Annotated in this window: 18 protein-coding genes, 1 tRNA gene and 1 pseudogene; 7 read left to right on the top strand and 13 right to left on the bottom strand. The window is 63.9% G+C overall.

Features of this window, described 5'->3' with window-relative positions:
• Nucleotides 1-34: 34 nt before the first annotated feature.
• The 3 genes from pdeM (at nucleotide 35) to AB4099_RS22065 (ending at nucleotide 2114) form a co-directional block, all read left to right on the top strand.
• Nucleotides 35-697, top strand: coding sequence for a ligase-associated DNA damage response endonuclease PdeM (gene pdeM / locus AB4099_RS22075; protein WP_441479766.1), 663 nt, complete (start codon nucleotides 35-37; stop codon nucleotides 695-697).
• Nucleotides 698-948: 251 nt separating this feature from the next.
• A tRNA-Thr gene (locus AB4099_RS22070) sits at nucleotides 949-1023 on the top strand.
• Between the two features lie 359 nt (nucleotides 1024-1382).
• Nucleotides 1383-2114, top strand: a complete 732-nt coding sequence (locus AB4099_RS22065; protein ID WP_441479638.1) for a hypothetical protein — start codon at nucleotides 1383-1385, stop codon at nucleotides 2112-2114.
• Between the two features lie 1117 nt (nucleotides 2115-3231).
• Here the strand turns inward: AB4099_RS22065 and AB4099_RS22060 are convergent.
• From AB4099_RS22060 to AB4099_RS22015, 10 genes are all read right to left on the bottom strand, one after another.
• Complete coding sequence (locus tag AB4099_RS22060) at nucleotides 3232-3711, bottom strand: hypothetical protein (RefSeq protein ID WP_441479637.1); 480 nt, start codon at nucleotides 3709-3711, stop codon at nucleotides 3232-3234.
• Between the two features lie 164 nt (nucleotides 3712-3875).
• Nucleotides 3876-4457, bottom strand: coding sequence for a hypothetical protein (locus AB4099_RS22055; RefSeq protein ID WP_441479636.1), 582 nt, complete (start codon nucleotides 4455-4457; stop codon nucleotides 3876-3878).
• Nucleotides 4458-4839: 382 nt separating this feature from the next.
• Nucleotides 4840-6864: a CHASE2 domain-containing protein gene (locus AB4099_RS22050; RefSeq protein WP_441479635.1), complete on the bottom strand. Its 2025-nt coding sequence runs from the start codon at nucleotides 6862-6864 to the stop codon at nucleotides 4840-4842.
• Nucleotides 6864-10472, bottom strand: coding sequence for a FecR domain-containing protein (locus AB4099_RS22045; RefSeq protein ID WP_441479634.1), 3609 nt, complete (start codon nucleotides 10470-10472; stop codon nucleotides 6864-6866). Before AB4099_RS22045 ends, AB4099_RS22050 begins: the two co-directional genes overlap by 1 nt.
• A 266-nt stretch (nucleotides 10473-10738) precedes the next feature.
• Nucleotides 10739-11224, bottom strand: coding sequence for a Pycsar system effector family protein (locus tag AB4099_RS22040; RefSeq protein ID WP_113515048.1), 486 nt, complete (start codon nucleotides 11222-11224; stop codon nucleotides 10739-10741).
• A gap of 157 nt (nucleotides 11225-11381) precedes the next feature.
• The gene (locus AB4099_RS22035; protein WP_113515046.1) at nucleotides 11382-12020 is read right to left on the bottom strand and encodes a CGNR zinc finger domain-containing protein; all 639 of its coding nucleotides are present in this window, start codon (nucleotides 12018-12020) and stop codon (nucleotides 11382-11384) included.
• Nucleotides 12021-12191: 171 nt separating this feature from the next.
• On the bottom strand, nucleotides 12192-13445 hold the full coding sequence (locus tag AB4099_RS22030) for an aminotransferase class III-fold pyridoxal phosphate-dependent enzyme (RefSeq protein ID WP_441479633.1): 1254 nt from the start codon (nucleotides 13443-13445) through the stop codon (nucleotides 12192-12194).
• A complete protein-coding gene (locus tag AB4099_RS22025) occupies nucleotides 13442-15565 on the bottom strand; it encodes an ABC transporter permease (protein ID WP_113515044.1) in 2124 nt (707 codons plus the stop codon). The genes AB4099_RS22030 and AB4099_RS22025 overlap by 4 nt, the downstream gene beginning before the upstream one ends.
• Entirely contained in the window at nucleotides 15562-16689 is a 1128-nt protein-coding gene (locus AB4099_RS22020; RefSeq protein ID WP_441479632.1) for an ABC transporter ATP-binding protein, read from the bottom strand. The genes AB4099_RS22025 and AB4099_RS22020 overlap by 4 nt, the downstream gene beginning before the upstream one ends.
• A 13-nt stretch (nucleotides 16690-16702) precedes the next feature.
• Nucleotides 16703-17674 (bottom strand): extracellular solute-binding protein, encoded by a 972-nt coding sequence (locus AB4099_RS22015; protein ID WP_441479631.1) that lies wholly within the window; start codon nucleotides 17672-17674, stop codon nucleotides 16703-16705.
• A 98-nt stretch (nucleotides 17675-17772) separates the two neighbouring features.
• Here AB4099_RS22015 and AB4099_RS22010 point away from each other — a divergent pair, with 98 nt between their 5' ends.
• Nucleotides 17773-18663, top strand: coding sequence for a LysR substrate-binding domain-containing protein (locus AB4099_RS22010; protein ID WP_441479630.1), 891 nt, complete (start codon nucleotides 17773-17775; stop codon nucleotides 18661-18663).
• 105 nt (nucleotides 18664-18768) lie between these two features.
• Here AB4099_RS22010 and AB4099_RS22005 read toward each other — a convergent pair whose 3' ends face one another.
• Complete coding sequence (locus AB4099_RS22005; RefSeq protein WP_113515038.1) at nucleotides 18769-20103, bottom strand: dicarboxylate/amino acid:cation symporter; 1335 nt, start codon at nucleotides 20101-20103, stop codon at nucleotides 18769-18771.
• A gap of 213 nt (nucleotides 20104-20316) precedes the next feature.
• Between AB4099_RS22005 and AB4099_RS22000 the strand changes: the two genes are divergently transcribed.
• Together AB4099_RS22000 and AB4099_RS21995 are read left to right on the top strand one after the other, a co-directional pair.
• Entirely contained in the window at nucleotides 20317-22137 is a 1821-nt protein-coding gene (locus AB4099_RS22000) for a sensor histidine kinase (protein WP_441479629.1), read from the top strand.
• Complete coding sequence (locus AB4099_RS21995; protein WP_441479628.1) at nucleotides 22134-23501, top strand: sigma-54-dependent transcriptional regulator; 1368 nt, start codon at nucleotides 22134-22136, stop codon at nucleotides 23499-23501. Before AB4099_RS22000 ends, AB4099_RS21995 begins: the two co-directional genes overlap by 4 nt.
• Nucleotides 23502-23597: 96 nt before the next feature.
• Here AB4099_RS21995 and AB4099_RS21990 read toward each other — a convergent pair whose 3' ends face one another.
• Both AB4099_RS21990 and AB4099_RS21985 read right to left on the bottom strand, forming a co-directional pair.
• The gene (locus tag AB4099_RS21990) at nucleotides 23598-24260 is read right to left on the bottom strand and encodes a MarC family protein (RefSeq protein WP_441479627.1); all 663 of its coding nucleotides are present in this window, start codon (nucleotides 24258-24260) and stop codon (nucleotides 23598-23600) included.
• Nucleotides 24261-24389: 129 nt separating this feature from the next.
• Complete coding sequence (locus AB4099_RS21985; RefSeq protein WP_441479626.1) at nucleotides 24390-25283, bottom strand: hypothetical protein; 894 nt, start codon at nucleotides 25281-25283, stop codon at nucleotides 24390-24392.
• Between the two features lie 476 nt (nucleotides 25284-25759).
• Here AB4099_RS21985 and AB4099_RS21980 point away from each other — a divergent pair.
• Nucleotides 25760-26123: pseudogene (locus tag AB4099_RS21980) on the top strand (transporter); the annotation flags it as partial.

Below are 26123 nucleotides of genomic sequence, written 5' to 3'. Positions count from 1 at the left end.
GAACGAATTTTCAGCGCGCGAGGCCGGAGCACTCATGCTCGGGCGGCTCGCAATCGTCCCCGATCTCTCGGGCGCGCTCTGGCTGCCCGAAGAGCGCACGCTCGTCGTTGCCGATCTGCATCTGGAAAAGGGCTCGGCCTATGCGGCGCGCGGCATCTTCCTGCCGCCCTATGATTCCGCGACCACGCTGGCAACGCTGACGGCGGCGATCCTGCGCCATGCTCCAGCCCGCGTCATCGCGCTTGGCGACAGCTTTCACGACCGCGGCGCAGAGGAGCGGATCAGCGGCGACGATCTGCGCTCCCTGCACCTGCTGCAGAAGGGCCGCGACTGGCTCTGGGTGACCGGCAACCACGACCCCGCGATCAGCCGGGCGATGGGCGGCGAAACCGCGGACTGTCTCGCGATTGCAGACGTCGTGCTGCGCCACGAACCCGACGCGGCTGAGGCCGGCTTCGAGATCGCCGGGCATCTCCACCCGGCGGCCAAGATCAGGATGCGCGGGCGGGCCCTGCGTCGCCGCAGCTTCGCGCTCTCCGGGCGGCGCTGCATCCTGCCGGCCATGGGCGCCTATGCCGGCGGGCTGAACCTTCGCGACCCCGCCTTCCGTCCACTTTTTCACGACGGACTGACGGCACATATGCTCGGCGACGGCAGGCTCTTCCGGATCGATCGACAGTTGCTGCTGGCGGATTGAGGCGGGACCATCGTTCCCGGAGAGCGCCAGCGCACCCGGCTCTGAGCTGAAGCAATTTCTCCATTACCAATGGAGTACTCTACAGCAGCAGGATCGCAGAGAAGGACTGGTCCCGACTTTTTCACATGCTGTTCGCCCGCTACGGGTTGCGTCCGGCGGGGGCTTGTGGCATCAGGACGCCGCTTCGGAACGACGCCGCGCCTGCCATCGCCGAATCGCGATTGAACAGGCGCTTCAAGGCTTACGATCCTGCTGCGGTAGCTCAGTGGTAGAGCACTCCATTGGTAATGGAGAGGTCGAGAGTTCAATCCTCTCTCGCAGCACCAGCCCATCTCCTTGAAAACAAACAAATCCTCGGCCCCATAGGGCTTTCGTCCATTCCGATGTTACAAACGCCGTAACAAATCAGGTGGACCTCCATGGCTTGGAAGGTCCGGAATTGAGGCGAGCTTTGCGGCCCTACATCGAAGGGCACTACTGGCGGGATTATACGGGAGGCTGTATCTGGCTGTCCGCTATCACCTGAAGGCTGGCGTGATCAGGGAGTGACGGCCTCGCCTGCAGCTTAGGGCTATTTACGACAAAGGGCCCGCCGGTGCAGATTGGCGGGCTTTTGCTTGGACGCTTGACGCTAGGTCCGGCCTCTGCTGACGCTCTAGGGAAAGAGAATCGCAGGGGCGTGGCTATGAACCTTGATCGTATACCGGCAGCGCTGAAGAATAGCCGGACGTGGCTCTACAGCGCGGCCAGTGCCTTGCTCATTCTGATGGCGATAGCAGCATTTGCTAGCCCGTCAGGGGCATGGCCGCTATCAGTTGCCGCCATTGTTTGCATATTTCTCGCGAATATCGACAAATTTAGCGAAGTATCCGCGACGACTAGCGGAGTTTCTGCGACGCTCCGGGAAGCTAAAGGAAAAATAAATGATCTAAATAAACTCATTGAAGTGATGGCTGAAGCCCAACTTTTCACCATCCAAGCCAACGGCAGAATCCTGAATTCAAATATGATCAAGAAAGATTATTTTCTTGAAAGAATACTGGGAATAATGAGGGACGCCGAAATCTCCGATGATCGGATAAAGAAAATCAGAAGAGATAATTGGGATTATTTTGTTAAGTACGACTATATACTATCAATTTTAGGAGGGAATATAATTCCGCACCCCATGGGGAATGAATATAATTCCGTTAGGAAAGAATGGAATGAATTACGAGATTTTAAGAATCATCCGTCTCCTCAAAAATTAAGAGATTTTCTATTGAGAGTTGGCGAAGACGACCCCAAGAAGCTTGCACTACTAAATGCTTTTGAGAAATATTGCGAAATACTTGATCACCCCGATAAGGAACTTTGGAAATCACGCGATAGCGTGCAGCACATTACGATAAAGAACACGGCGCTGGCTTCGCCATAGGCGTCACTCAATACCATCCTCCCCATGGCAACGATCAAACTACCTGCCATCGTTCTCTGCGTTGAGCAGCTGGATTGATAGCCCCGTTGTGCAGATGATCGCGAGGATTCGATGAGACTTCGCCTACTTTGTCACAAATGCTTGTCAGGCCGCAACGGCGTGCTGACGCGCACAGCCCGAACCCCGATCAGAGCGCACTCGTCGCGCCTGATGATGGCAGCCGCATTCGTCGGGAGCGGGCTGAATGACCAAGGCCCAACCACCTGGCGCCGTCGAACCTGCTGAGAAGCTCGTCGATATCGGCTTCAAAGTCGCGCAGATCTGCACTGCCGCTTCAAGCTTGAGGCCGCGCAGCGTCACATGACTATGCGCGAATTGTTCGTGCGCTCGTTTGAATCTTACGTCGCGCACTACCCGGCGCAGGATCGCAAAGCCGAGCGCTGAAACAGCAAAGGGGCCGCCTCAACAGAGACAGCCCCTCTTGCATACTGCGGCCTTTCGGCAGCTAAGGAACGAACCGACAGGGTGCTAACGTCCGGCATCTCTTCGCGGTCGCCCGCTACTTTACCCCGTGGGTAACAGGGTGCGTGGGGAAGCCGTTCCCACCTCAATTCGCCCGCTCGAACTCGATTTCACGCTGCGATGTAAGCCCCGAACCGCGCGCCGGCCCTGAGGGCGCCCGCTCCGTTCGGGCAAATCCATCTGACGAGCGACCGCGACACGAGATTACGGCTCTGAATGGAAGAACGTAGGGGACAAACCACGATAAGTCGCTCGGACAAAGCAAGAACGACCTTGCTATGAGATCCAGAAACACCCCATCGTGCAGGTGCTAACGAGACGGAACGGCCGGGCTGTCATTGCAGGACACCCCGGCCATCACTTCCGTCCAGTTGGATGGCTCCCGGAGGAAGCGAGGGACGTTTACGTCCCTCGCTTCTACCATCCTCCAATTGGCCGCAGACGCAAAGCGCAATTGTTCCTCGCGAAGAGTTTCGTGTTGAAAGTTCCGCGTCAGATTGCCTGGCGTCGATTGCCACCCCGGCAAAGCACGACCCGGCAGAACATTGCCGCACTGGCTATCCGCCTGCGTCGATCCAAGTGTCTTTGAGCAGCGTTATGGATGTTTGATCGGACCAGATCGGATCATCTGATCAATCCGATCAGTGTGTGTCTTGAGCTTGGACTTCCTACTCCAGCGCCATGCCTCGCCGGACAAGTTCCACGAGACAATGAACGTCAGCGCCTCGCTCGCCTTCGGCGTCGTTCCATCTGAGATACGGATGATTAGGAGCAGGTGTGTTCCCTTCGGCGGAATAACATGGTCAGTCAATTTGCGCCGAAGGACAGCCGTTGCGATTGCCTTCGTCTCGTCGTCTTCCGCGATCGTCCACCGATCAGGACTGCACTCGATCGAGTGAATAATGAGATCAGAGTCGTGATTATTCACGATCCGCAGATAGACCTCCGGCGCGTAGTGCTCGACGACACGGTGCAAAGAGAGCGTGGGCCTGTGCGCGAAGAACCGATCGAAGATCAGGAAGCCGGCCGACACGAGCCCGGCCAGACTTCCAAGCTTGAACACATATTCCAGCATCAATCGGATCAACCAAGGCCAATTCTCGTCCCGAAGCGTAGCCGAACCTGGGGAATGCGTCACCATTGGTCACGCGTCGAATACGCCGCTGGCACAGCATGGCCGGTCCACCATCGCCGCGCGCTTGGGCGGCCCCTACGCGTTCGAGGATCTACGACCAATCGTCATCGAAAGTTCGGCTCATCCAGCACTGAACCGAGCACAGGTCCGATGATGCGCTGCGTCCAGAGCGAGAAAAAGTGCATGTGAAATGGATCGTCGTCGTATGAATCGCGCTTTTTAAGTCCAGCGTTCTCCAACTCGATTCGCACGTCATTCTTGTAGCAGTTCAGGGAACGAGCCCATTTGAGCGCCTCGCGCTGGGGGTTTCCTCCGATGTCGCTGATAATATCGCCATAGGCCACCTTACAGGCGTCGGCGTTGGCGAACGTGTCGTGAAGGGCGTATTCGCGGCGGTTCATCGCAGCCGCGACTCGCTCGATCGATTCCGATTCAAGCTCTCCTTTCAGCCATCGATCTTCAGACGGCAAAAGGCGCGGTATGCGATCGGCGAACGATTTCCAATAGTCTCGAAGCGCAGTCGCAAGTCGCTTGCGTTCGTCCACGGAATAGGTCTGCCGTAACTTGCCATCATCCCAGATCCACGCGCTTACCGCTCGCTGGAGCTCCAGTGTGCTGGCTGATGCGAATTGCGCAGCGGGCAGATGCAGCATGGCAATTACGATGAAGAACTTCGCGAGGCGCATTCAAGAGTATCCCGAGGCTGCTCCTAAGAGAGCATACCCCGGCTCGAATCACACTTTGAAAATCGGCGCGGTCGCGTTCACTGCTGCATCGGCGTTTATCTAGGCCGATCAGGACGGCGGCATCCACCACAAAAACCGCCCCACCCCAACGCCCCAAACATCTCTGTAAGCGATTGAATATACATATCTATTTTGATTTCAATCCTCTCTCGCAGCACCAGCCCCACGTGGCTGAAGGCACGCAAATCTACGAGAGTATGGGGTTTCGCCCGCTTGGTGATCCACGTGCCTGGCGCACATACCTATGGTCACACAGCTCTGAAACCGAAACCCGCGGACTGATCGCTCCGTCCTCGGATCGCGCTCGAGACCGCTCCTATCGTCAGATAGGCTCTACTCGCGCCGTCACGGCCCCGCGCATCTTCGCAGTGTACTCCGTCAAGCTTGGCCAGGCCGAGGCGACGACGTCGAGTTCGGCCAGGGACGACATCGTATCGCCCTGGGCCAATGCAGGACGCAGTCGTGCCTGGGCTGACAGGAGCGCCTGCCCCTCTGGCGTGTTGCGCAGGCTTGCCTCGCCCAGCACCGTGAAGATCGGCGTCGCTTCGGTGCGCCCGCGAACGGCGATGCGGTCGAGCTCAAAGACAAAGAAGGCGTCCTCGATCGCGCGCGCGGTCCCGTCTCCGATGACGACCGGCACCGCGTAATCCTTGGTCACCCCCTCCAATCGCGACGCCAGATTCACGGCGTCGCCCAGAACGGAGTAGTCGTAACGCCAGCGCGACCCGATATTCCCGACGACGCACATGCCGGTGTTGACCCCCACTCCGACAGCAAGCGGCGGCAGACCGGGCTCCTCCATCTGGAGTTCGGCATTCAAGCGCTCGACTGCCTGGGACATTCTGAGCGCAGCGGTGATGGCGGCACTCGCATGGTTCGGATCGGGCAGCGGCGCGTTCCAGAATGCCATGACGCAATCGCCCATATATTTGTCGATCGTGCCACGGGCCTCCAGCACCTGTTCCGACAGCGCATCGAGAAGGCGGTTGATGATGCTGGTCAGCCGGATCGGGTCGTCCTTCAGGCGCTCCGACAGGCTGGTGAAGCCGCGCACGTCGCAGAACAGGACGCTGATCTCGCGCCGCTCGCCGCCCAGTTTCAACGAATCGGGGTTGCGCGCGAGTTCCTCGACCAGATCGGGCGTGACATAGCGGGAGAAAGCCTGCGAAACGGCGGCGCGGAGCCGGCGCTCGCGGGCATAGTCGATTCCAAAGCGGGCGCCGAAGCCCATGAAGGCTGCAAGCGTCGGCGTCACCGGCGGCAGCCAGATCCGACCATAGCGCAGCAGGAGCCAGCTGCCCGCGGCGATGGCAATGATGCTTGCCGCCGCGATCACGCCCGTGCGCCACGTGATGGCCGCCGAGCCCGTGCCGCAGCCGATCAGGGAGCACAGCAGGACCACGGTTGCGATCGCGCTGAGCGGTGCGGGTCTGATCCAGAGCCCATGTCTGAGATTATCGAGCAGAGTGGCGTGGATCTCGACGCCCGAGGTCAGTGTCCCGGTTTTCATGGTGTAGGGCGTGGAGAACGCATCGTTCGCACCGGACGCGGCAGTCGGTGCCGCCTTCAGGTTGAATCCGACCAACACGACCTTGTCCTTGAGGAGGCCGGGCGGAAGAAAGGCGCCCGGATCGAGCGCCTGATAATAGGAGACCGTCGGATAGGTACGTGGTCCGCCGAGATACTGGATCAGCGCACGCTCGGGGGCCGCAGGCACGGGGTCGCCAATCTGGCCAAGGAGCGCGGCGGCAAAGCTGCCTTCGATGCGTGGCATTCGCCGCAGGACGCCGTCGCTGTCGAGATCGACGGAGGTCACACCGGTTTCCGCGCCATTTTTCGTGAACGCCGGCAGGGGCTCGACCAGCGAGACCTGCGTGCCATGGTCCATGGCGATGACTTCGCGATCTGCCGCCAGCACCATGCCGGGTGCGAGCGCAGCGGCAAGAGCGGCATCGGCAGCTTCACCCGACGGTTCCGAGAAGATGATATCGAGGCCAATGACCTTCGCGCCTGCCTGCTTCAGGCTCTGGACCAGGCGGGCGTGAGTTGCGCGCGACCAGGGCCAGCGCTCGGACAGTTCGGCGAAGGACGGCTCATCGATTGCGACAATCACGGCCCCGGGCTGATCCGGCTGGGGCGGGGCGATCATGGTCAGGATATCGAAGACCCTGGCCTCGACGATCCTGATGCCGGCGCGGCCATGCAGCGGCACGATGAGAAGTGAAACCAGCGCTGCCAGTAAAATGTTGCGCAGGCGGGGGCGCCCGCGCAATTCGATTTGAAGGGCCCTGTAGCGGTGAAGCAGCGCCGCGGCGACCCGGCCTTGGGCAGGCGCTGCGCGCGCCATCAGAACCGGACCTTGAGTGAGCCGGCAATCGTGCGGCCCGCGCCGAGGATCGCTTCGCTGGTGCCGACGCGCGCGGCGACCTGCTCGTAGCGCCTGTCGAAGACGTTGAGCAGGGAGAGCCCCAGCAGAAAGCGCCGATCCGGCGTTTCGTAGCTCGCCGCGAGGTCGGTGGTCCAGAAAGGATCGAGCTTCACGCCTCCGGGACTGTCGTAGCGCGGGCCGATATAGTTCTCGATCACCGAGAACTTGATGCGGCTGGGATGGACGAAGGTCAGACCGGCACGCGCGAAGCGAGGCGGCACGAACGGCACGTCGACCTCCAGGCCGTTTGCGTCGATCGTACTGGAATTGGCCATGCCGATCGTGCCGAAGACGCCGATGCCATGCGTCAGCCAGACATTCGCAGTCGCCGTGACATAGTCGATCCTGGCCTTGTTCAGATCGAAACTGTCGAGCGTGTCGGGGAAATCGAGCCGCAGGTTTCGGGCTCGCTGGTTCTGGTACTCGACTGCGGTGAAAATGTTCTGGGTCCATTCGGCGTCCCAGCGCAGCGCCACCGTTTCCTTGTTGCCGCCGAGCTGGACCGGCAGGGCGTTCGGAACCAGCCCCACCGTGGTCACTGGTGACAACGTAAACCCGTTCGGCAATTCGGTGTCGCGCCGCCAGGCCGCGCGCAGCCAGTGGTTATCGATCGGGGAGAAACCTATGCCGACGCGCGGATCGGCATAGGTCTTGGACCGCGCCGGCCCCATATCGGTGCCGAGCAGCTGGATGCCCCCCTCGATCTGGATCTTGTCCGAGGGCTGCCATTGCAGATTGGTATAGGCGCGACCCGCCGTGAAATTGCTGCGGGTGCCGTCAAATGTGTCGTTGCTTTCCGAGAAAGCGATGAGGGGAATCGACAGTGTCGCGCCTTGCGCGATGAAGCTGCGGATGCGTCCGTTCTGGCCCTCGAGGCCGCTGCGCAAGGTGAAGTTACCGAAGCCGAAGGTATGGCTGAGCGCCGCCGTGGCCGAATCGACCTTCGTGTCCTTCCGCTCACGCGTATCGAGCGACAGGAAGAACGGCCCGAACATCGGATCGACGACGACTCCCGCATTCGTCGCAGTCCGACGCTGCGACTGATCGGCCCTGGTCGCGACCACCGCACCGGTCAGCACGTTACGGTAGCCGAACGTGTGGCTCCAGCCGGCGCCGGCCTGATAGGTCTTCACCGAATTCGTATCAGCGTCGAAGAGGTTGATCGCCGGAGCGATCAGATCCGGCTTGGCTGAGTTTACCGTGCCCCAGAGCAGGAAGCGATCGGCCGCACTGGGCGCGATACCGACGAATGCCGCCGCCGACTGGCCGTCTTCGCCGCCGGCGCGGCCGCGGCGATTGCCCGTGTCGATCCGGTTATAGGACAAGGAAACCGATGTCGGCACCGGCTCGTTGCTGAAGGCCTGGACCGTGGCCTCGCTTTGCCAGCCGTTGCGGCCATTGCGGCGTATGAGAGAGCCGCCGAACTCGATGTCGATGAAGGGCCGGCGCAGCAGATCGATGCGACCGATACGGCCGGAGACCGCCAGCGGATCGAAGAACAAGCCCTGCAGGATGAGGTTACCGGCGACATCGGCGGTACCGCCTTCGATCTGGTCGAGCGTCGGGCGGGCGAAGAGCGGCCGGGCGCGGCGCGCTGCCGATTGGTCGAAATAGCTCGTGGCGCTGAACGGATCGGCGACGCGGTCGGTGTAATAGCGCCCCCAGTCCTCGAGGCTCAGCAGGCGATAGGCCTGCCCGAGATAGGAACCACCGGTCTTCGTCGTCGCCAGCGCCGCGAAATAGCCCCCGCGATTGCGATAGCGTCTCACAGCCTCGCGCGCATTGATGATGGCGGCATCGGCCTCGAGCTGGTCGACGGCGATGGCGGTGCGGGCGATGGAGATGACAGGGTCGTTCTTGTCGAGCCGGTCGGCATTGTCGAGCGCCTGGCCGGCCACTTCCAGATCGCCACTCTGGTACTGGGCAATGGCGACCGCGAGCAGGCTCTGCGCGTCAGCAGGATTGGCGGCGCTTCCGGCGAGCGTGAACTCCAGCGCCTTCGCCATGTCGCCCTTCTGCAGGTAGTAGCGCCCCTTGGCGGTGTAGGCGGCATCGAGCGAGGGATCGAGCGCCAAGGCCTTCTCGATCAGTCTTCCGGCTTCGTCGACGCGGCTCTGGTCGAGCAAGAGAGTGGCGAGATTCGCGTAGGCGACGGGATCATCGGGATCGACCGCGATAGCCCGCCGGAAGGCACGCTCGGCCTCAAGCGGCGCATCGCGGGCGCTCTCGGCGAGGCCAAGCCCGTTCCAAAGCGTGGCATCGCCGGGAGCGACCTCCGTGCCCCGCGCGAAATCGGCGACGGCCCCATCGAGATCGCTGTCGATGCTGCTCTTGAGGTATCCGGAAGCCAGCAGCGTCTCGGGGCTGTCGGGATCGATGGCGCGCATGCGCTCGACGGTGGCACGCATCTCGTCGCGCCTGTTCAGGAGCAACGAGACCTGCGCCGACACCATCGAGGAGAGCAGGTGGCGGGGCGCCGCCTTCTCCGTCTGGCGCAGCACCTTCGCCGCGTCTTCCAGGCCCTTGCCGAAGCCCAGGACATAAGCGGCACAGACATTCTGGTCCGCTCCACCAACAGGAGGCATCGGCAGGACGCGCTTGGGTTCGGCCATCGTGGCGGCGGCGTAATAGCCGCATTTCGCCGTCAGGTGCTGGCGGCCGGTCGTGCCCCGCGCCGCCCGCGCGAACAGAGCCGCCGCCTCCTTGTAGCGTTTGGCCGAACCAGCGAGCATCGCCTCGACGAGATCGAGGCGGGCGCTCTGGCTGGAACGGTTCGCCTGCGTCCGGGCCGGACCGCGCCGCGCCGCAGTCCAGTCCTCGTCCGGGCCCGGGATGAAGGCCGGGCGCTGGCCAAGGCGCCGGCGCGCCTCCGCCACCGCGTGCAGCACGATCTCGCGTGGATCCTGGCCCATGCCATTTTCCGCGATGGCGACCCAATCCTCGGTCGTGCGCGCCGAGATCGGGATGGCGGCGAGCCGCGCGCGCTCGCTGCGCCGGGCAGCGCCGTCGAGACGCGTCGCCGGCAACCCACGAAACAGGCCGCGCAGCTCCATGTAAAACAGCATCTGCTCGCGATCGTCGGACTTCACGAGAACGGTCTTGGTCGGGCGTTCTCCGATCCGTGCCGTTGCGCCCTCTCCTTGGCGGACCGTGACCGAGCCCTGCGGGTTGCTGAACTCGATGACACCTTCCAGCACAACCAGCGACGTGCGGTCGCCCTGGACCGACAGCGACCAGTCGGTGCCGCGGATCGCGGCCGAGGCGGCCGGTGTCTTCACGGTCACGCCGGTACCGCCGCGCGAGGCGCGGGCCCAGACATTGCCATTCGGCACTGTCAGTTCGGTGGTGCCCGTCGCCGCTGCGACCTGGTTGACGACGAGCGTCGACTGGCGCCCGACGCGAATGGTCGTCTGGTCCTGAAAGGTGATGCCGAGCGTCCCGATCTCACCGGTGCGCAACGTATCGCCACCAACCACGTCCTGGCGCACGACGGCCGGGTGCCAGCGCGGCTCTCGCTGCAGCTGCAATTCCTCGCCCCCCTTTGCGGAGACGATGGCGCCAGCGCGAGGAGTCGATCGCGGCAAAGGCTCCTGAGCTGATCCCGCCGTTGACGTCGCGGCCACAACCATGAGGCCGGCGAATCCCCGGCAAACGACGCGGCGGAACATGGTGAAGCCCCCGGAGCAATCCAAAACCGTCTAACTAGCTTTCGCTGGTTACAGGTATTAGGGGACGACCTACCGTCCGGCTGTGTCTTTTAGGCAACATACCGGAGAAGATTTCCAAGCTCCGATTAAAGTGACTTGGCCAGGGATATGGCCCATGTCCACGGGACGGCAGTCAACAAGAGTGCAATCAGCCCGCGCTTGAGGCAGCGAAACTTCGAACGCAGTATCCGGGCGTTGACGTAGCACTGGTTCAACACGTCATCGAGGTATTCCTCTTCCGTCATCTTGACGAACCGAGAACGAAATTCGTCCTGCGGGAGCCCTGCGACAGTACCGAAAAAGGAGAGTGATGGTTTACCTGCCCGCAGGCGAGGGATCTGGCCGCGCATCAACTGATACAGAACCGTCGCGAACCCGCCTGCGGCAATGGCCAGGGCAAACATAAAAATGCCGTTCCATTGTTTGACGGCAGGCGTTGCAGCCGAGAGTGCGCCCATCATAGCAACTGTGATGCCCATCAGCCCGGCGCTGCGGCTATCATGCCGCCCAATCCAGTCGATCATCTGCGAAAGCGACTTCTCGGCCCGCTCCCTGACCCAGTCTTCAGCCATATTCGCTCTAGCCTCCCCCAAAGTCCCTTTGCGTCAATCCACAATCGCGCGCAAGCACCTTCACTATCGACCCGGCATCATCGTGCTGGAGATCTGTCATCCCAGATCATGACATCACGCGATGAGGTCTCCGGAAGAACGAGGTTCGACTACTGCTTCAGCTGGCTTCGAACTTCCGGGCTCGAAACGCGCGCATTTTCGCGCGGTTGCCGCAAACCTCCATCTCGCACCAGCGTCGCCGCCGATTCTTGGTCGTGTCGAACATGAGCCAGCCGCAGTGATCTCCCTCGCAGCGCTTGACCCGCGCGAGATCTTGCTGGGTCATCACGGTGAGAGCCGAGAGCGCGATCGGCCCGAGCACCGCCTCGACGAGGGCCGTGTACGGGTCCCATGTCCAGGCAAAGCCGCCGCCTGAGGTCGAGAGCCGCGCGCGGCTCAGGCAATGGGCATGAACCGCCGTCAACGCCGCGCGATCCTCCTCCCGCGGCGTATCACGCCGGGCCAATGCCGCGCCGATCTCGTAGATGGTTTCCCGGAGCGCATGGGCCTCGCTCAGCAGCCGGGAAGCGAGAACCTCGTCGGCCCCGACCATTGCCAGGGCCGCATCCCTGTCCGTGTCACTGAGCAGCTTTGCGAGATGCGCCCAGAGGACGATATCGGACCCGTTGTGCAGATACTCCGCATGCTGCGTCCCCCCCCGATCCGCGACAGAATTGACAAAATCGAAGGCGAGCTCGCTGGCGATAAGCGGCAAGCTCACAGCGCGGCTGGGGGGTGGCGGGTCGCTGGCGTCCATGTAACCGCCTATACCCCTTTAAGAGGTTCTATCAAGCACTTTTCCTCGCGCTCTCCCGTAGCGGAGAGCCAGCGGGGCACTTGCCCTCAGGGATGCCCCCCGACCATGGTGCGGACCCTCCCGCAGACCGGACGCGGCATCTTGCAGGTACGCCGCGACAGCGGCGCGTTTTCAGCAAGCCGGCGCCGCGGCTATCCTTTCGAGCCGTTCGAAACACAGTTCGAGTTCGGCATCGGTCACGGTCATGGGCAGAGAAAAGCCGATGCTGGCCGGCCCTTTGGACGTCGTCGAAAGGCCGACCTCGAAACAGCGCGACACGAGCCTGGCCGCGAATGCCGGGCCGGGGGTCATGCCGAAAGCGGCGGGGTCGAACTCGATGGCGAGCAGCAGTCCGCACCCTCGGACGCCGAGGATGGCGGGGGCCTCGCTTGCAAGAGCGGCGATGCGCGACCTGATGCGTCGCTCAAGCTCGGCGGCGCGCCGCACCAGCCCGTCACGCTCGACGATATCGATCATAGTCAGGGCGGCTCGCGTGGTGAGCGGGTTCTTCTCGTGCGTGTAGTGGCCGAGATCGAGCTCGGGGGCGATGTCCAGCCGCGCGTCGGCAATGACGGCGGCGATCGGCAGGAGCCCACCACCGAGCGCCTTACCGAGCACCACCGCGTCGGGTATGGCGCCGACATGTTCGAAGGCGAAGAAGCGGCCGGTCTTGCCGAGGCCCGAGGGAATCTCGTCGAAGATCAGCAGTGCGCCGTGCCGGTTGCAGAGATCGCGCACTTCGGCCCAGAGCCCGTCCGGTGGGACATGGCAGTTGGAGCGGATCGGTTCAGCGACAACGGCCGCAATGCCGGTCTCAGACCTCCCAAAGGCTTCGCGCATCTCCGCGAGCATGCGCCGCGCTCCGTCCGGCGCCCAATAGGGCGTCACGTGCCGACGCCCCGGCAGAAAGGGGCCGAGACGCGGGTCCGCTGCGGCTTTCGACAGGCCAAAAGCGCCGAAGCCGTGCCCGTGATAGGAGCCTTCCAGCGAGATCGTCTCGTGGCAGCCCGTCGTCACGCGCGCCAGCTTCAGGGCGATCTCGATCGCGTCCGAACCACCGGTCGCGAAGAGAACTTTGGCGCGCGCACCGGGCCAGTACGCCAGCAGCTTCTCGGCCAGCCCAACTGCGGGTTCGTTGGTGAAGCGGCGCGGCGCGAAGGGCAACGTGTCGAGCTGACGCTTCAACGCCGCGATCACCTCGGGGTGACCATGCCCGATATGGTGCACGGTGTTGCCGTGCAGGTCGATGAAGCGGCGCCCCTCGCTGTCCTCGAGCCAGATGCCCTCCGCTGCGCGCAGCGTCGACAGGCAGGGGCTCGATCCCTTCTGGTGGAAGAAGGCAGTTGCGTCGCGCGATACGAGATCGTCTTCCATGGCCATCGTCATTTCGAGAATCCTGAGAAGCGCGGCAACGTCGGCCGACGCAGTGGCGAGAGCCGGCGCCGACCAGGCTCCCTGCGCCTTTCGATCAGTCTTGCGAGGCCAATCGCGGCGAGAGCGAAGGCCAGCAGGACGAGGCTCTTGGCGGCGGCGTAGCCAAATTCTCCGGAGCTGGCGTGATTGAAGATCGCCACCGACGCGAGCTTATGGTTGCCGGAGACCAGGAAGATGATCGAAGACAGCGTCGTCAGCGCGTCGATGAAGACATAGAGCATGCCGAGCAGCAGGGCAGGCAGCAAGATCGGCAGCGTAACGTTCAGGAAGCGCAGGATGAGGCCCGCGCCGAGACTTTCCGCCGCTTCGTCGATGGAACGGTCCACACGCTGGAGGGCTGCGCGGGCGGCCAGCACGCCGACAAAGATGTTCGAGAATAGGATGTTGACGACCAGGATCGCCGAGGTGCCGGTCAGCGACAGAGCCGGAATGCCGAAGGGAATGTTGAAGGCAACGATATAACCGATGCCGAAGATGATGCCCGGCAGGATCGCCGGCACCAACACGAGAAAGACGATGAGGTTGGCGCCCGGCGGCCGCAGGCGTTCGACGACATAGGCGATCACCACGGCGAACAACCCGCCCACCGGGCCCGCGATCACACCGATGCGCAGGCTTTCCCAGACGAGATCCAGGCCGCGCTCGGAGCTGCCATAGCCCGTGCCGGCAAGGCCGACCTGTGCGGCTTCTCCCGTGAAATGGCCGAGCGTCAGGCTCCAGTCGGTGCCCCAGACCTTTGTCACCGCACCCAGCGCCATGGTGCCATAGACCGCGAAGATGAGCGCACCGACCGTCCCGGCCAGCGCGGCCAGGCCGATGCGCCAGGAGCGCGGCATCGGCAGCTCGGAGCGCCCCGCGATGCTCGCGCTCGAATAGCCCTTGCGGCGCCCGAACAACTCGAGGCCGAGATAGAGCAGAAGGGAGGGGATGATCAGCCAGACACAGAGCGCGGCTGCAAGCGGCGTATTCCTGTAGGCGGTGATCTCGTCATAGACGATCCCGGCGAGAACGGGGGTATCGCGGCCGAGAATCAGCGGATTGCCGAAATCCGTGAGGCTCATGATGAAGACGAGCACGATCGCGCGTTTGATCGCGGGCAAGGCCAGCGGCAGCGTGACATGGCGGAAGGTGGTGAAGTGACCGGCGCCAAGCCCGGCGGCAGCCTCGTCGATGCGCCCGTCCTGCCGGCGCAGGACGTTGTCGAGAATGATCAGCGTCGCCGGCATGAACGACAATGTCTGTGCCAGCACGACGCCGAGAAGACCGTAGAGATTGGTCTCGTCAGCGTCGATGAGCCCGAGGCCCTGGTCGAGCAGCGAATGCGTCACCAACCCGCGCCGGCCGAACAGCATCACGGTCGCGGTCGCGATCAGCACCGGCGGTGCGACCAGCGGCATCAGGAAGACGCCCCGCATCACGGAAGGCCAGGGCACGCCGCCGCAATTGATGCCGTAAGCCAGCGCGAAGGCCAGGGACACCGTGAAGACCACCGACAGGCCGGCGAGCATCAGGCTGTTGAATGCAGCGTTTCGCAGATAGGAATCCTGAAAAACCTTGAGGTAGTGGTCGATCCCCCAGCGCTCCTCGGAGCCGTTGCGCAGCGTGTCGAACGCCTGCTGGCCGATCAAGCCCTTCACCCTGAAGGCGAGCGCAGTCCGCTTGTGCAACATCACATGCGCGATCGCCTGATTGTCGGCCACCTCGGCCCTGTCCAGCGGCCCCAGCGCGGCGAGCGCGGCCTGCATTGCCCCGGCCTGTTCGGAATAGGGGGCAGTGCGGTCCCATGGCGGTGTCAGCCCCGCGAGCCGGAATGCGGTCGCGCTCGCTTCGACGCGTTCCTGCTCGGTCGCCGACTCGCTCCAGCGGCGCATCAGGGCCGCCCTGTCTTCCGTCGGGAGCCGATCAAGCGCATCGACCGTGACAGCCCTGAGCCGTGCCGGTGGCATCGGGCCGGAGATGACGAAGCTGTTGACCAATACCGCGCCGATCGGCACGCCGATGAAGACAAGCAGCAGCAGCGTGACGATGCCGCTCGCGAGTGCGCGCGGCAATTGGCGCAGCAGGCGCGTCATGACCGCCCCCGCGCCGGAATCAGCGCCGCGCGGCGTGCATCCGGCATGACGATGACCGGCGCGCCGCGTATGCCGATCCGCTCCGCCTCGTGCGACGGGCAATCGGCGATGACAGTCCGCCCGGAGTCGAGCGTCACGGTGAGGCGCACGACGGCACCAAGGAAGGCCGAGCCCGCGATCCGCCCAGGGAGCCCGATTACCCCGGAGTGGGCAGCTGAGTCGACCGCAATATGCTCGGGCCGATAGACCGCGGTGACGCGTTCGCCGGATCTGATCTCGGGTGGGAGCGCCATGGGCCAGAGCTCGCCATAGGCGTCCACGCCGCCGGCCACAGCATGCCCTTCGATCAGGTTCGAGACGCCGATGAACTGCGCGACGAAGATGGAACCGGGGCGGTGATAGATTTCCGCGGGCGTGCCGATCTGCTCGAAGCGTCCGTTGCACATCACCGCGACCCTGTCGGACAGGGCCAGGGCTTCTTCCTGGTCATGCGTCACATAGAGGGTCGTGATGCCGAGCCTGTCGATGATCGACCGCAGCTCATTGCGGAGCTTGACGCGGATGCGCGCATCGAGTGCCGACATCGGCTCGTCGAGCAGCAACACCTCGGGATCGGACGCGAGCGCACGTGCCAGCGCGACGCGTTGCTGCTGGCCGCCGGACAATTCGTGCGGATAGCGTTCGAGCAGCCGCTCCATCTCGACAAGTCGCGCCAGCTCCGCGACGCGACGCTCCCGTTCCTCGCGGCCGCGCGAGGCGATCGTGAGCGCGAAACCGATATTTTCCGCGACGGTCTTCGTCGGGAACAGCGCGTAGGACTGGAAGACGAAGCCCATGCGCCGGCGCGCGGGAGCCATGTCGGTGACATCCTCCTCCGCGCGCAGGACGCGCCCGCCATCTGGCCGCACGAAGCCGGCTATGATCCGGAGCAGGCTCGTCTTGCCACAGCCGGAATCGCCGAGCAGGGTCACGAACTCGCCCCTGGCGAGATCGAGTGTGACGGCATCGACCGCCCGGGCGGAGCCGCCATAGGATTTGACGATATCGCGCACAGCCAGATGCGGCCGGCCCCTCGCGAGGGCCGGCCGCTCTGCGGCAACAGGCGGGGTCGCCAGTTCGATCACAGTTCCGGATCCGTCACTGCTTGAGGATGCGGCTGGCGAATTCGCGCCGGAACGCGGTCATGTCGACCGGGCGGCGCATCTGCCAGAGCGTGATCTGCTTCAGATCGACCAGGCCGTGCCCGGGCACCGCGGTCGCGCCAACCACCTTGCCGAGCACAGCGGCGGCATCGTCGCTCGCCATGAAATCGAGGAAGACCTTGGCTTCTGTCGGGTTGGGCCCGCCGGCGACGAGGCCACCGCCCTCCGTCACGTTGGGCGTGATCCGGCCATAGACGATCTCGACCGGCTTGCCCGAGGCCTTGGTCTCGAAGCAGGTCGTATCGAAGGTCAGGCCGATCGCGACCTCGCCTGCGCCGGCCAGTTGGGCGCCGCCGGAGCCGCCATCGGAGTACTGGTAGACGTTCTCGTGCAGGTTCTCGACGAACGGCCAGCCGAAAGCGTCGACGAAAGTGGTGAGGATGGCGCCGCCAGTGCCGGATTTGAGCGGCGACGGCAGCGAAATCTCCTTGCGATAAGCCGGCCTGATCAGATCTTCCCAGGTCACAGGCATCGGCAGGCCCTTTTGCGCCAGCCGCTCCTTGTTCACGACCATGCACATCGTCGTCGCGAAGTACTTGCTGTAGAAGCCGTCATCGTCGCGGAAGGCGGGCAGGATCTTCGAGCCCCTCGGCTCGTAGGGCTCGAACACGCCGGCCTGCTTGAGCTGCTCCAGAGCAGCGTTGTTGACGAGATAGACGACGTCGGCCTGCGGCTTGCCCTTTTCGGCGATGGCGCGCTCGGCGATCGGACCGGTCGAACCCGATACGAACTTCACGTCGATATCGGGATGTTTCTTCTTGAAGGCGCCGACGAGGGCGGTGTTGACGCTGTCGGAGGCGTTGTAGATCACGACCTCCCTGGCGAGCGCGGCGCCGCCTGCCAGGGTGAACGCCGCCGCCGCGATGGCGGCGATCCGTGTGAGGCCTTTGATGCTGGGGCTTGGCATGAATGTCTCCGTGCCTTTAGGAGCTGTCGTGATATAAGTGTTGCTAAATTGTATGACACTGGAATGAAGCTCTACTTATTCTAACGCCGGCCCGCCCCATGAACCTGTCCCAACTCCGTGCCTTCCACGCGGTCGCGAGCCATCGCACGTTCTCAGCCGCCGCCCAGGCGCTGGGCGTCAGCCAGCCCGCGATCACGCAGCATGTGAAATCCCTCGAGGATGCTGTCGGGACGCGCTTGTTCCTGCGCATGGCGGGCGGCGTCGAACTGACGCCGGACGCGCTGGACCTGCTGCCGAAAGTCAGGCAGGCGATCCTGATGCTCGACGACATCTCAGCCCGGATGAGCGACGGCCGTAGCCTTGCCACCGGACACCTCGCCATCGGTCTGTGCGCGCCCTATGTGGCCATGCCGATCCTGAAACGCTTTACCGCCGAGCATCCGGGCGTACAGCTCGACCTGCGGCTCGAAAACTCCAGCAACCTGCTGGACCTCGTCGCGCAGCACCGTGTCGATATCGGCATCGCGACGCTGCGCGAGCCGCATCCCGATTTTGCCTGCGACTTCCTGCTCGATCAGCGTCTGGAGATTTTGGTGCATGCCGGTCATCCCTGGTGGGAGCGCGTGCAGATCGAGGCGGGCGAACTTTTGGGTCAGCGCCTCGTCACGCGCGAGGCCGGCTCGATGACCCGCCATCTCTTCGAGACGGCGCTGGCCGACCACGGCGTCGAGATCGCGCCGCATCTGGTCCTCGGCAGCCGGGAGGCAGTCAAGGAGGCCGTAGCGACCGGGATCGGCATCGGAATCGTGCTCGACCGCGAGCGCGGCTTCGACCCCCGGCTGCGCGCGCTGACTGTCAGCGACTTCAATGTGGTGGCCGGAGAGTATCTGGTCACACGCCGGGAGACCCGCACCCTGGGAAGCGTCGGCGCGTTCGTCGCCATTGCGCTTGCTGCCTTCAAGGGAGGCGCGGCCGATCGCGGCTTCTAGAGTGCAGCGCCCCCCCAGGCAGGTGGCGAGGGCCATGCCCGACCGGCGCGAGGCCGATCAGGCATGGCCCTGCGCTGCGGACTGATCAGCCCGCGCCGGCAGGGCTCACTCCGCCGGGGCCATCAAGGGCTCGTCGAGCGGGTCCGGCAGGCTGCCGCTCAGCGCGGCCCTGAGTTGGTCCTGATCGAGTTCGCCCTCCCAGCGTGCCACGACGATCGTGGCGACGGCATTGCCGATGAAGTTGGTCACGGCACGGCATTCCGACATGAACCGGTCGATGCCGAGGATCAGCGCCATGCCGGCGACCGGGACCGCCGGCACCACGGACAAGGTAGCGGCAAGTGTGATGAAGCCAGCGCCAGTGATGCCGGCTGCGCCCTTCGAGCTGAGCATCGCCACCAGCAGCAGCAGGATCTGGTCGCCAAGCGGCAGGTGGATGTCCATGGCCTGGGCGATGAAGAGCGCCGCCAGCGTCATATAGATATTGGTGCCGTCGAGGTTGAACGAGTAGCCGGTCGGCACGACAAGGCCGACGACGGAGCGCTTGCAGCCGGCCAGTTCCATCTTTTCCATCAGGCTCGGCAGCGCGGCTTCAGAGGAGGAGGTGCCGATCACCAGCAGGATCTCGTCCTTGATGTAGCGGATCAGCGCCAGGATCGAGAACCCGTTATAGCGCGCGACCGCACCGAGCACGACGAGCACGAAGATCGCCGAGGTCAGGTAGAAGGTGCCGATCAGCATCGCCAGATTGGCGACGGAGCCAATGCCGTAGCGGCCGATGGTGAAGGCCATGGCGCCGAAGGCGCCGAGCGGGGCCGCCTTCATCAGGATGGCGACAAGCTTGAAGATCGGCGCCGACAGCGCCTGCAGGAAGTCGAGCACCGGCTTACCGCGCTCGCCCACCATCGAGAGCGACAGGCCAAACAGGACCGAGAAGAACAGCACCTGCAGAATGTCGCCGGAGGCGAAGGCGCCGACGATCGTGTTCGGGATGATGTTCTGGAGGAAGCCGACCACGCTGGAATCATGCGCCTGGGTCGCGTAGCCCTGCACCGATTTCGCGTCGAGGCTGGCGGGATTGATGTGCAGGCCGGCTCCTGGCTGCAGCAGATTGCCGACCACCAGGCCGACGACCAGTGCCAGGGTCGAGAAGGTCAGGAAGTAGATCATCGCCTTGCCGGCGACGCGCCCGACTTTCTGCATGTCGCTCATCCCGGCTATGCCGGTCGAGACCGTCAGGAAGATGACGGGCGCAATGATCATCTTCACCAGCTTGATGAAGGCGTCTCCGAGCGGCTTGAGGGCAGCGCCCTGCTCCGGCCAAAAATGACCGAGCAGGATGCCGGCCGCGATGGCCGCGAGCACCTGCACATAGAGATGCTGATAGAATTTCCTGGCAGGGGCCGGCTGTGCCGGCGCCTGGTCGAGCGTGATCGCCATGGCTTCCTCCTTGGGTCGGTCTCGCGGTGTTCTTGCTGTTCTGGACGCCGCTTGACCGCCCTGTTGGCAATCGCCATGCCAAGCCCTTGCGATGAATTTAATCGCTCTATTTCAAAGACTTGATCGGCCTTGACCTCCCCGTTCCGGAGATACCCTGGCGGCGCCCCGCACAGCGAAGGGTTGATTTGTGCGGATTTCCGCACATGATGGGACATGACCATGCCCCTGCCGGAAGAGCGTGATCGCCGGGCCGCCAGGCGCCTCTGGATTACCTTCGCGCTCCTGGTCGCGGCCATCGCCGTCGTCGCCTTCGTGATCGCCGGCGACATCGGCCGTAACCGCGCCATCGCGACGACGCGCGCCCGCGCCGAGGATGCCGGCACGCTGGCGCTCGCGATCCTGCGCGGCGAACTGGAGAAGCAGCGCGCATTGCCGGTCATCCTGGCGCGCGATCCCGACGTGCGTGCAGCCTTGGTCGATGGCGACAGACAGGCCCTCGACAGCAAGCTGGAGGCGATCGCGCGCGAAACCCGCGCCGCCGTGATCTATGTGCTCGGCAAGGACGGGATCACGATCGCCGCGAGCAACTGGCGCGAGCCGACGAGTTTCGTCGGCAACGACTACGCCTTCCGCGACTATTTCAGCGCTGCCGTCTCCGGCGGCGCAGCTGAGCAGTTTGCGCTCGGGACGGTCAGCAAGCGTCCCGGGCTCTACATCACCAGCCGCGTGGACGACGGCGAGACCGCTCTCGGCGTGATCGTGGTCAAGGTCGAGTTCGACCAGGTCGAGGCCGATTGGCGGGCGCTGGGCGGGCAGACCTTCGTCGTCGACAAGCGCGGCGTCGTGCTGCTCTCCACATTTGCGGACTGGCGCTTCCGGATCGAAGAGGCCCTCGCCTCGCAGACAGCAGCGGACATCAGGCAGTCGCTGCAATTCGGCGCCGCGCCGCTGACGCTGTTGCCCTTGCAGCGCGAGGGCGAAATCGTCCGCGGCACCGGCGCTGTTGCCGGCGCGCATATCGCCTCCCGTATCCCGATCCCGACCACCGACTGGAGGCTCGAAGTGCTCCTCCCGGTCGACCAGGCGATCCGCGACCAGCGGGCGGAGTTGCAGACGCTCATCGCGCTCCTGCTCATGCCGGGCGCCGCGCTCGGCGCGCTGGCGCTGCGCCGCCGCCAGGTCAATCTCGCCCGGCGCAGCGCCGAGGCGCGGATCAAGGACGAGCTCGAACGGCGCGTCGCCGAGCGCACCGCCGCGCTCGCCGGAGCGAATGAGCGGCTCGTCGAAGAGATGGCGGAGCGCACGCGGGCGCAGGAGCGCCTCTCCGATGCGCGCGAGGAATTGGCGAAGGCCAACCGGCTCGCGACGCTCGGCCAGGTCACGGCCGGCGTCGCCCACGAGATCAACCAGCCTCTCGCGGCAATGCGGACCTATGCCGAGAATGCCCGCGCCTTCCTCGAGCGTACGGATGCGGCCAGCGTCGACGGCGCGCTCGGCAAGATCGTCAGGCTGACCGAGCGGATCGGCACCATCACGGACACGCTGCGCGGCTTCGCGCGGCGCGGCGGGGGGCCGCTTGGGCCGGTCGATCTTCGAGAGGCGATCGACGGCGCGCTGATGATCCTCGATGCCGCGCTACGCCAGGCCGGCGTCACGCCGGTGGTCCCGGCGCTGACCCCGCCGGTCTCGGTGCTTGCCCGCCCGGTCGAACTCGAACAGGTCCTCGTCAACCTGATGCGCAACGCCATCGAGGCCATGGCCCAGCGGCGGAACGGGCAGGCACCGCGGCTCGCCATCAGCATCGCGACTGAAGCCGAGTACGTGGAGATCGCCATCGTCGATAACGGACCGGGGCTCGACGCGGAGGCCCTGGCGGCGCTCTTCACCCCGTTCCGCACCACGAAGTCGCGCGGACTCGGCCTCGGGCTGGTGATCTCGCATGATATCGTCGCGGCCTTCGGCGGCACGCTGAATGCCGCCAGCCGCCCCGGCGAGGGCAGCACCTTCACGATCAGCCTGAAGAGAGCCTCATGACCGGTCCCGACAGCACCCAGGATGTCATCGAGGTCGCCTTCGTCGATGACGATCCCGATCTGCGTGACGCCAATGCCCAGGCTCTGCGCCTCGCGGGCTTCCGTGCGGTGCCGCTGGGTTCGGCCCGGGCTGCGCTTGACCGTATCGGCCCGGACTATGCCGGCGTCGTCGTCACCGATGTGCGTATGCCAGGCATGGACGGCATCGCCTTGTCCAGGCAACTGCGCGCACTCGATCCGGACATTCCGGTGATCGTGATTTCCGGTCATGCGGATATTGCCATGGCGGTCGAGGCGATGAGCGAAGGCGCCTATGATTTCATCGCCAAGCCCTATTCGACCGAGCGCCTGGTCGAAACCTTGCGCCGTGCGGTGGAGAAGCGCGCGCTCATCATCGAGAACCGGCGCCTGCGCGCACTTGCCGCCAGTTCCGACGAGGAGACCGCGCTGCTCGGCGAGGCGCCTGCGATCCTGCGCCTGCGCCAGACCATTCGCGATCTCGCAGATGTCGATGTCGACGTCCTGGTTCTGGGCGAAACCGGCACGGGCAAGGAGGTTGTCGCCAACCTGCTGCACCGGCTGGGTCGCCGCCGCGACAAGCCCTTCGTCGCCCTGAATTGCGGCGCGCTGCCCGAGAGCGTCATCGAGAGCGAGCTCTTCGGCTACGAAGCCGGCGCCTTCACGGGTGCGCAGAAGAGGCGGATCGGCCGTATCGAGCATTCCAGCGGCGGCACGCTCTTCCTCGACGAGTTGGAGAGCATGCCGCCCGCGGCGCAGGTCAAGCTGCTGCGCGTGCTGGAGATGCGCGAGATCTCGCCGCTCGGCTCCAACGACCTGCGCCGGGTCGACCTGCGTGTCGTCGCGGCGACGAAGCTCGATCTCGGCGACCCTGCCCAACGCGGCGATTTCCGCGAGGATCTCTACTTCCGGCTCAACGTCGTCACGCTGCGCATCCCACCCCTTCGCGAACGGCGCCGCGACGTGCCGCTGCTCTTTGCCCAGTTCCTCGCCCGGGCGGCGCGAAAATACGGGCGCGAGGTGCCTGTGCTGGACCGCAGCGTCGAGCGCCACCTGGTCGAGAATGCGTGGACAGGCAATGTCCGCGAACTGGTCCATTTCGCCGAACGCGTAGCGCTCGGGCTCTCCGGCGACGTGCCGGCGGCGCAGGCGCGCGAGGATATAGCACCATCTAGCCTGCCCGAGCGCCTCACCGCGATCGAAGCCAACCTGATCCGCGAGGCATTGGAAGCCAATCGCGGCGATGTCCGCGCAACCCTCGAGATGCTGGGCATCCCGCGCAAGACCTTCTACGACAAACTCGCCCGTCACGGCATCGACCGCGCGGCTTACGCCGTGCCGGAATAGGCCGCGGCCGCCTGCACGTCGGTGTGCGGCCATGAAACACCGAGCGGCATCGCAAGGCAGGGTGAGCAAGGCACGCTTCGCAGACGGAGACCATGCTCAATGCAAAGCGGTCACCCCATGCGTTTGCAGGGCTTCGATCACGCCGTCGAAAATCAGGCCACCCCCGATCGCTGAGACGAAGAACCCGACAATGCGCGTGATCGCGTCGATTCCCATGGGGCCGATTCTTTGCGTGAGCTTCTCGGCATAGATCAGGCAGATATAGGTCGTGAACATCGTCGCGACGATTGCCGTCGAAATGGCGATGAACGAGAGGATTTCCTTGGATGAATCCTTGATCGTCGCAGTCATCCCGATGATCGTGGCGATGCCGCCGGGACCGAACATGATCGGCATCGCCAGCGGCACGAAAGCGATGTTCGACCCGCCGGTGTCGGCGCCCGAGAGGCCCAGATCGTCGCCCGATTTCTTCGGCATGAACAGCTCGAAGCCGATCTTCATCAGGATGATGCCGCCGACGACCCGCACCATGCTGAGCGGGACACCGAAAATCCGAAGCAGGAGGGTTCCGAAAATGAAGAAGAAGAAGCAAAGCAACAGCGCATAGACAGAGGCTTTCAGGGCCACCGTGCGGTGCGTTGCGTTATCCTTGCCCGACAAGAGCTTGAGGTAGACCGGCAGAACCTCGAACGGATTGATGATGGCAAGCAAGGTCGTGAAGGTTCCGACGAAGAGAGAAAGCTCGGTTCTCATCCGCATCTGCCCTTTCGGTTGCATGAGCGCGCAGGTCTGTCTTGTCAGGAGGTTGCCCCCGATCGGCGTCCCTGCCGCGCGTTGTCACCTCGACAACGTCCGTCCGCCGTCAGGATCCGGCATTCTGGCCGTGCTTCAGAACCGCAGGCTGAGCCCGACGACCGGGCCATGCATCAACATGTCGAACGCGTAACGCCGACGTCCCTCGCCCTGCGCATAGTCGGCGTAGAGCGCCCGGTAACCGAGGACGCCTGAATAGGTGACACCGTTCTTCTCGGCGAAATCGAAGCTGTAAGCAGCGATGCCCTGCCACGAGAATTTGCTGCCGCCGCCGCCAAGGTCGCCGCGCAGGACGATTTCCTGGCCGGGCGCGACGCCGATCCGCATGCGCGCGCCCGCAAAACCGTCGACCCAATCCACCGAGCCAGAGCGGGCGATCGCCACATTGCGCCCGAATCTGAGATCTCCGACGTCGACGGTCGCGCCCAGATCGAAGGAGAGATCGGCGCGTTGATACCAGTAGCGCGCGCCCGCCAGCACGTCGAAACTGACCGATCCGTAGCGCGCCAGTTCGTAAGCAGCCCCTGCTTCGAGGATAGCCATCGAGGTCTTGGCATCGCCGGACGCGCCGACCGCACCCGAGATATCCGGCGTCGCACTGCGTGTCCTGACACCACTGCGATCAACGCTGACCTTGAGCCCGACGAAATTGCCGAGAAGAGAAAACCGGCCGTTGCGGGCCTCGATATCCGCCATCAGGGCAAACAATGTTCCCCCATCTCCGAGTGTCGCATCGACGACATCGATGAAACTGGCATCGACCTTCGCGGTTCGCCCCTTCACCGTCTGGTTTCCGTTGAGCGATGTGAGCCAGCCATAGGGCGTGAACCGGAAGGCCCATGCCGAGGTCATGATGGGCGCTACGGGTGCAGCCGGGGGTGGCAGATCGGCGGCCTGCGCCACGACGCTGCCGAGTCCGAGCATCATCGACAAGGTGACGCCGCAGATCTTCGCGTGGTTGAGTGTCATCGCAATCCCCTTCTTTGCGACTCATGCTCTAGAATTCCATGCTCAGCATCCGTCGAAGACTGCTCCCGTTCAATCTGCAACTTGCCACCAATTGCTCAGCAGCGATGAGTGTGACATATTTACTTAATCTGACCGGCCAAATTCCAATCCAAGATCGCCAGCATGCCGGCATGGACCTGGCGGCGCTGCTTTACACGACCCGCTTCATGAGTGGCTCGACGAATTCGTGCGGAATTTCGTGAATAAGATCACGTCAGGTTCGCCGTTGTTCGGATTTACTCCGAACAGGCTCGCAACCTTAACGCATCGAAGACTGACGCAGGCACAGATAATCCTCGCCACAAGCTTCGTGACATGTATCACGCAAGCAACACAGGCACAGGTTTGCGCACGGCGAGCAGTACGTAATCTGGCGCGCCGAAGGGAACTCTGTTCCACTGGAGGGTGAACGGTCTGGATTACAGACGGAGCACCTCATGGCTGGGCGACGTACTGGCTACGGGCGGTTGGGAATGAGGCTCGCGGCCGCCATCCTTGCGGGTTGTGGAAGCTCGTTCGCGATCGCGCAAGAAGAGCCCGGGAAAAGCACGGCCGATCTGGCCAAGGCGGCGCAGAACCCCGTTGCCGACATGATCAGCCTGCCCTTCCAGAACAATTTCAACTTCAATGTCGGGCCGCATAAACAGCTGCAGAACGTCCTCAACATCCAGCCCGTGATCCCGATCACGCTGAACAAGGACTGGAACCTGATCACGCGCTGGATCACGCCGGTGATCGCGCAACCGGCCCTGACGGTGAATGGCGAGCGCGAGTTCGGCCTCGGCGACATCAAGACATCAA

It is taken from the genome of Allobosea sp. 2KB_26 (assembly GCF_052115715.1).
Lineage (GTDB): Bacteria > Pseudomonadota > Alphaproteobacteria > Rhizobiales > Beijerinckiaceae > Allobosea.
The sequence above is the reverse complement of the archived record's forward strand: the minus strand, read 5'-3'. Positions and strand labels throughout refer to the sequence as shown.

Excerpts from the sequence above, each read along its gene's own strand:
- AB4099_RS22025 (WP_113515044.1), bottom strand. The coding sequence starts at position 15,565 with ATGACGCGCCTGCTGCGCCAATTGCCGCGCGCACTCGCGAGCGGCATC.
- AB4099_RS22060 (WP_441479637.1), bottom strand. The coding sequence starts at position 3,711 with ATGCTGGAATATGTGTTCAAGCTTGGAAGTCTGGCCGGGCTCGTGTCG.
- AB4099_RS21995 (WP_441479628.1), top strand. The coding sequence starts at position 22,134 with ATGACCGGTCCCGACAGCACCCAGGATGTCATCGAGGTCGCCTTCGTC.
- AB4099_RS21985 (WP_441479626.1), bottom strand. The coding sequence starts at position 25,283 with ATGACACTCAACCACGCGAAGATCTGCGGCGTCACCTTGTCGATGATG.
- AB4099_RS22055 (WP_441479636.1), bottom strand. The coding sequence starts at position 4,457 with ATGCGCCTCGCGAAGTTCTTCATCGTAATTGCCATGCTGCATCTGCCC.
- AB4099_RS22065 (WP_441479638.1), top strand. The coding sequence starts at position 1,383 with ATGAACCTTGATCGTATACCGGCAGCGCTGAAGAATAGCCGGACGTGG.
- AB4099_RS22040 (WP_113515048.1), bottom strand. The coding sequence starts at position 11,224 with ATGGCTGAAGACTGGGTCAGGGAGCGGGCCGAGAAGTCGCTTTCGCAG.
- AB4099_RS22015 (WP_441479631.1), bottom strand. The coding sequence starts at position 17,674 with ATGCCAAGCCCCAGCATCAAAGGCCTCACACGGATCGCCGCCATCGCG.
- pdeM (WP_441479766.1), top strand. The coding sequence starts at position 35 with ATGCTCGGGCGGCTCGCAATCGTCCCCGATCTCTCGGGCGCGCTCTGG.
- AB4099_RS22050 (WP_441479635.1), bottom strand. The coding sequence starts at position 6,864 with ATGGCGCGCGCAGCGCCTGCCCAAGGCCGGGTCGCCGCGGCGCTGCTT.
- AB4099_RS21990 (WP_441479627.1), bottom strand. The coding sequence starts at position 24,260 with ATGCGGATGAGAACCGAGCTTTCTCTCTTCGTCGGAACCTTCACGACC.
- AB4099_RS22035 (WP_113515046.1), bottom strand. The coding sequence starts at position 12,020 with ATGGACGCCAGCGACCCGCCACCCCCCAGCCGCGCTGTGAGCTTGCCG.
- AB4099_RS22000 (WP_441479629.1), top strand. The coding sequence starts at position 20,317 with ATGACCATGCCCCTGCCGGAAGAGCGTGATCGCCGGGCCGCCAGGCGC.
- AB4099_RS22005 (WP_113515038.1), bottom strand. The coding sequence starts at position 20,103 with ATGGCGATCACGCTCGACCAGGCGCCGGCACAGCCGGCCCCTGCCAGG.
- AB4099_RS22030 (WP_441479633.1), bottom strand. The coding sequence starts at position 13,445 with ATGACGATGGCCATGGAAGACGATCTCGTATCGCGCGACGCAACTGCC.
- AB4099_RS22010 (WP_441479630.1), top strand. The coding sequence starts at position 17,773 with ATGAACCTGTCCCAACTCCGTGCCTTCCACGCGGTCGCGAGCCATCGC.